We start from the raw sequence: 4,655 nt of genomic DNA on the forward strand, positions 1-4,655 counted from the left end.
ACATCCGTGCCATGGAGGGTGACAAGAAGGCCCGCGGCGCCCGCGTCGGCGAGCTCATCGCCGAGCGCGCCAAGGCTGCCGGTGTCGAGACCGTGGTCTTCGACCGCGGTGGCTACCAGTATCACGGACGCGTCGCCGCTCTGGCCGACGCCGCTCGCGAAGGTGGTCTGAAGTTCTAATGCGCAACGACAAGATTTTCACCGACGGAAGGACTGCGTGATGTCGGAACGTGATCGTAACGGCGGACGCACCGCCGACAACAACAACCGCGGCGACAACCACCGCGGTGACAACCGTGGTCGTGGCCGCGATGACCGCCGCGGCGGCAACCGTCGTGGTCAGGACGACGAGCGCTCGCAGTACATCGAGCGCGTCGTCACCATCAACCGTGTCTCCAAGGTCGTCAAGGGTGGTCGTCGCTTCAGCTTCACCGCTCTCGTGATCGTCGGCGACGGCCAGGGCATGGTCGGCGTCGGCTACGGCAAGGCCAAGGAAGTCCCGGCCGCGATCCAGAAGGGTGCCGAAGAGGCCCGCAAGAACTTCTTCCGCGTCCCGATGATCGCCGGCACCATCACCCACCCGGTCCAGGGTGAGGCTGCCGCCGGTGTCGTGTGGATGGCTCCGGCCGCCCCCGGTACCGGTGTCATCGCCGGTGGTGCCGCCCGCCCGGTGCTCGAGTGCGCCGGCGTCCAGGACGTCCTGTCGAAGTCTCTCGGCTCCGACAACGCCATCAACGTCGTCCACGCCACCGTGGACGCCCTCAAGCAGCTGGTCCGGCCCGAAGAGGTCGCCGCCCGCCGTGGCAAGACCCTCGAAGAGGTCGCCCCGGCCGCGATGCTCCGTGCCCGCGCCGCAGGACAGGGAGCGTAACCATGGCACTGAAGATCACCCAGCGTAAGGGTAAAGTCGCCACCAAGCCGAAGCAGCGTGAGTCGCTGCGCTCGCTCGGCCTGAAGCGTATCGGCCACTCGGTCGTCCGCGAGGACACTCCGGTGGTCCGCGGTCAGATCAACACCGTGCGCCACATGGTCGAGGTCGAGGAAGTTGCAGGGGAGTAAGAACATGAGCGAACCCATCAAGCTCCACGACCTGCGTCCGACCAAGGGTGCCAACACCGCCAAGACCCGTGTGGGTCGTGGTGAGGCGTCCAAGGGTAAGACCGCCGGTCGCGGTACCAAGGGCACCAAGGCCCGCAAGCAGGTCTCTGCCGCCTTCGAGGGTGGACAGATGCCGCTGCACATGCGCCTGCCGAAGCTCAAGGGCTTCAAGAACCCGGCTCGCGTCGTGTTCCAGGTCGTCAACGTCTCCGATCTGGAGAAGGCGTTCCCGAAGGGCGGCGACGTCACTGTCGCCGACATCGTGGCTGCCGGCCTCGTCCGGCCGAAGCAGCCGGTCAAGGTCCTCGGCAACGGTGAGATCGCTGTCGCGGTCAACGTCACCGCCGACAAGTTCTCCAGGTCCGCCGTCGAGAAGATCCAGGCCGCCGGCGGGACCACCACCGAGGCCTGAGCCTTCACGGACGCCGCCGTCCGGCGCTGAACCCTGTTCCCCCACCCGTGGGGGAGCGGGGTTTCGTCGTGTGCGGGGGCCGGACGTCCCGTGACGCCCCGTCAGATCCACCCCGTGACACCCCGTCAGATCCACCGCGACATCCGAGGCGGGGAGGATGAAGACGGAGCCGGCGGTGGGGGCTGCATTTACATCTATTCTGACCTGGGCAGACATGGACGAAGGGGGACAAACTTACCCGGCGACGGGGCACGGATGAGGTAACCCCTGCTATCCTGTTGCAGTTGTCCATTATCCGCCGTCGGCCAGGCATGCCCGGCGTCGGAAACACCATGTAGACCCATCGACACGGTCGACGCCCCGCCTCTCTCCGGCGCCGGACGCCACCGGCCGTGATCGTGCCAGGAGGCAAATGTGACCGCCATACTCTCGGCGTTCAGGGATGCCGATCTGCGCAGGAAGATCCTCTTCACCCTGGGGATGATCATCCTGTACCGGATCGGTTCTCAGATCCCGACGCCAGGCGTCGACTATGCGAAAGTCACAGAGCAGGTCCGTAACCTGACCGAAGACGGCCAGACCAGCATGTACAGCCTGATCAACCTTTTCTCGGGTGGCGCGCTGCTGCAGTTGTCTATCTTCGCGATCGGCATCATGCCCTACATCACGGCGTCCATCATCGTGCAGCTGCTCACCGTGGTCATTCCACGGTTCGAGCAGCTCAAGAAGGAGGGGCAGTCCGGTCAGGCGAAGATGACCGAGTACACCCGCTATCTGACGGTCGCACTGGCCCTGCTGCAGTCTTCGGGAATCGTGGCGCTGGCGAACAACAAGCAGCTGCTCGGTTCCGGTCAGCAGGTGCTGCGGGAGGGGACCGGTATCTTCGGCATCATCACCATGGTCGTCATCATGACGGCCGGTGCGGTGCTCGTGATGTGGATCGGTGAGCTGATCACCGACCGCGGCATCGGAAACGGCATGTCGTTGCTCATCGTCGCCGGCATGGCCACCCACCTTCCCGCCCAGGGCATGAGCATCCTGGAGGACTCCGGCGGATTCGTCTTCGCCGGTGTCGTTGTCGCGATGCTCGTCCTCGTCGTCCTCGTCGTCTTCGTCGAGCAGGGTCAGCGGCGTATCCCGGTCCAGTACGCCAAGCGCATGGTCGGGCGCCGCCAGTACGGTGAGACGTCCACCTACCTGCCGCTGAAGGTCAACCAGGCCGGCGTCATCCCGGTGATCTTCGCGTCCTCCCTGTTGACCGTGCCGATCCTGATCACACAGATCATCCAGTCCGGCAGCTCGGAGCAGCCGGACAACTGGTGGAACCGTGACGTCATGAACATCCTCACCGACCCGTCGGACTGGCGTTACATCGTGTTCATGGCCGTGATGATCATCTTCTTCGCGTTCTTCTACGTGTCGATCCAGTACGACCCCAACGACCAGGCCGACAACATGAAGAAGTACGGTGGCTTCATCCCGGGCATCCGTCCGGGCCGGCCCACCGCCGAGTACCTCGGGCGGGTCATGAACCGTCTGCTCGCGGTCGGTTCGGTGTATCTTGCGGTCATCGCGATCATCCCGAACCTCGCCCTGTCCGCCGGCATCACCTCCAACGGAGGGGGTAACGGACTCGGCGCATTCGGCGGTACCGCTATCCTGATCATGGTCTCGGTCGCACTGACCACCGTCAAGCAGATCGAGTCCCAGCTCATGCAAGCCAACTACGAAGGATTCCTCAAATGAGACTCGTTCTCCTCGGCCCGCCCGGTGCGGGCAAGGGTACCCAGGCGGCCATTCTCGCGGACGCCCTGCAGGTTCCCCACATCTCCACCGGCGACCTGTTCCGCGAGAACATCGGCAAGGAGACCGAGCTCGGCAAGCTGGCCCAGTCCTACATCGACGCCGGCAAGCTGGTCCCGACCTCCGTCACCGCCGACATGGTCCGGTCACGGCTCGCCCAGGATGACGCCGTCGACGGCTTCCTCCTGGACGGTTTCCCCCGCACCGTCGAGCAGGCCGAGATCCTCGGCGGGATGCTCGGCGAGTCCGGCGAGAAGCTCGACGCGGTCATCAACTACCGGGTCTCCGAAGACGTCGTGGTCGAGCGCATGCTGTCCCGTGGCCGTAAGGACGACAATGAGGAGACGATCCGCACCCGTCTCCAGGTGTACCGTGACGAGACCGCGCCGCTGATCGAGTTCTACAGTGACATCATCGTCGACATCGACGCCGAGGGCACTGTCGAGGACATCTCCTCGACCACCCTCGATGCGCTGGACCGTTAGACAAGTACGAGGAAAGTACAGGTACCGTGGGATTCCGCCGTTCACACAAGGTCATCCGGGGTAAGTCCCCGGCCGAGCTCGACGCCATGCAGGCTGCGGGCGAGATCGTGGGCAGGGCACTGCAGGCGGTCAAGGCCGCGGCGAAGCCCGGGGTGAGCACTCTGGAACTGGACGCGGTCGCCGAGGCCACGATCCGGGATGCCGGGGCCTACCCGACCTTCAAGGGGTACGGCGGGTTCCCGGGCAGCATCTGCTCCTCGGTGAACGACATGATCGTCCACGGTATCCCGGACGAGGCGACCGTGCTCAAGGACGGCGACCTCGTCTCGATCGACTGCGGGGCCACGCTCGACGGCTGGGTGGGGGACTCGGCCTGGAGTTTCGGTGTCGGTGAGCTCGCCGACGACGTCCGCAAGCTCAATGAGGCCACCGAGTGGGTCCTGCTGGAGGGACTGAAGGCGATGGTCCCGGGCAACCGGCTGACCGATATCTCCTGGGCCCTGGAGGACGCCACCATGGCGGCGTCGGCGAAGTTCGGCGTCCCGCTGTACATCGTCGACGGCTACGGCGGCCACGGCATCGGCCACGAGATGCACGAGGACCCGTACCTGGCCAATGAGGGGCGTCCCGGCAAGGGGCCGTCCATCGAGGTCGGGTCCACCCTCGCCATCGAGCCGATGCTGGCTCTCGGTACCGAGGAGTCGTACGTCCTGGACGACGACTGGGGTGTGAAGACCCTCGACGGCTCCTTCGCCTCCCACTGGGAGCACACCGTCGCAGCGACGGCGGACGGTCCGCGCATCCTCACCGCGCGGTACTGATCCGCGGCCTCGTCGCGATCAGATCGCGGCGTGGTCG

At 65.5% G+C, this 4,655-nt stretch carries 7 protein-coding genes; all 7 read left to right on the top strand.

The window, feature by feature from the left end; genetic code table 11:
• A partial coding sequence (locus tag QZV72_RS08815; protein WP_297007471.1) for a 50S ribosomal protein L18 occupies positions 1 to 179 on the top strand: 179 nt, incomplete at its 5' end.
• A 40-nt stretch (positions 180 to 219) separates the two neighbouring features.
• Positions 220 to 870: a 30S ribosomal protein S5 gene (gene rpsE / locus QZV72_RS08820; RefSeq protein ID WP_297007455.1), complete on the top strand. Its 651-nt coding sequence runs from the start codon at positions 220 to 222 to the stop codon at positions 868 to 870.
• A gap of 2 nt (positions 871 to 872) precedes the next feature.
• A complete protein-coding gene (gene rpmD, locus QZV72_RS08825; RefSeq protein WP_020441902.1) occupies positions 873 to 1,058 on the top strand; it encodes a 50S ribosomal protein L30 in 186 nt (61 codons plus the stop codon).
• A 4-nt stretch (positions 1,059 to 1,062) separates the two neighbouring features.
• Positions 1,063 to 1,509 (top strand): 50S ribosomal protein L15, encoded by a 447-nt coding sequence (gene rplO, locus QZV72_RS08830; RefSeq protein WP_297007461.1) that lies wholly within the window; start codon positions 1,063 to 1,065, stop codon positions 1,507 to 1,509.
• A 414-nt stretch (positions 1,510 to 1,923) separates the two neighbouring features.
• Positions 1,924 to 3,255 carry a preprotein translocase subunit SecY gene (gene secY / locus QZV72_RS08835; protein ID WP_297007464.1) on the top strand — a complete coding sequence of 444 codons (1,332 nt, stop codon included), beginning with the start codon at positions 1,924 to 1,926 and terminating at the stop codon, positions 3,253 to 3,255.
• Positions 3,252 to 3,797 carry an adenylate kinase gene (locus tag QZV72_RS08840; protein WP_297007467.1) on the top strand — a complete coding sequence of 182 codons (546 nt, stop codon included), beginning with the start codon at positions 3,252 to 3,254 and terminating at the stop codon, positions 3,795 to 3,797. Before secY ends, QZV72_RS08840 begins: the two co-directional genes overlap by 4 nt.
• Positions 3,798 to 3,823: 26 nt before the next feature.
• The gene (gene map, locus QZV72_RS08845; protein WP_297007468.1) at positions 3,824 to 4,618 is read left to right on the top strand and encodes a type I methionyl aminopeptidase; all 795 of its coding nucleotides are present in this window, start codon (positions 3,824 to 3,826) and stop codon (positions 4,616 to 4,618) included.
• Positions 4,619 to 4,655 lie beyond the last annotated feature (37 nt).

This window comes from uncultured Corynebacterium sp. (genome assembly GCF_902782855.1).
Classification (GTDB): domain Bacteria; phylum Actinomycetota; class Actinomycetes; order Mycobacteriales; family Mycobacteriaceae; genus Corynebacterium.

Bases quoted from the DNA above. Each gene is read 5' to 3' on its own strand.
- rpmD (WP_020441902.1), top strand. From the start codon at position 873: ATGGCACTGAAGATCACCCAGCGTAAGGGTAAAGTCGCCACCAAGCCG.
- rpsE (WP_297007455.1), top strand. From the start codon at position 220: ATGTCGGAACGTGATCGTAACGGCGGACGCACCGCCGACAACAACAAC.
- QZV72_RS08840 (WP_297007467.1), top strand. From the start codon at position 3,252: ATGAGACTCGTTCTCCTCGGCCCGCCCGGTGCGGGCAAGGGTACCCAG.
- rplO (WP_297007461.1), top strand. From the start codon at position 1,063: ATGAGCGAACCCATCAAGCTCCACGACCTGCGTCCGACCAAGGGTGCC.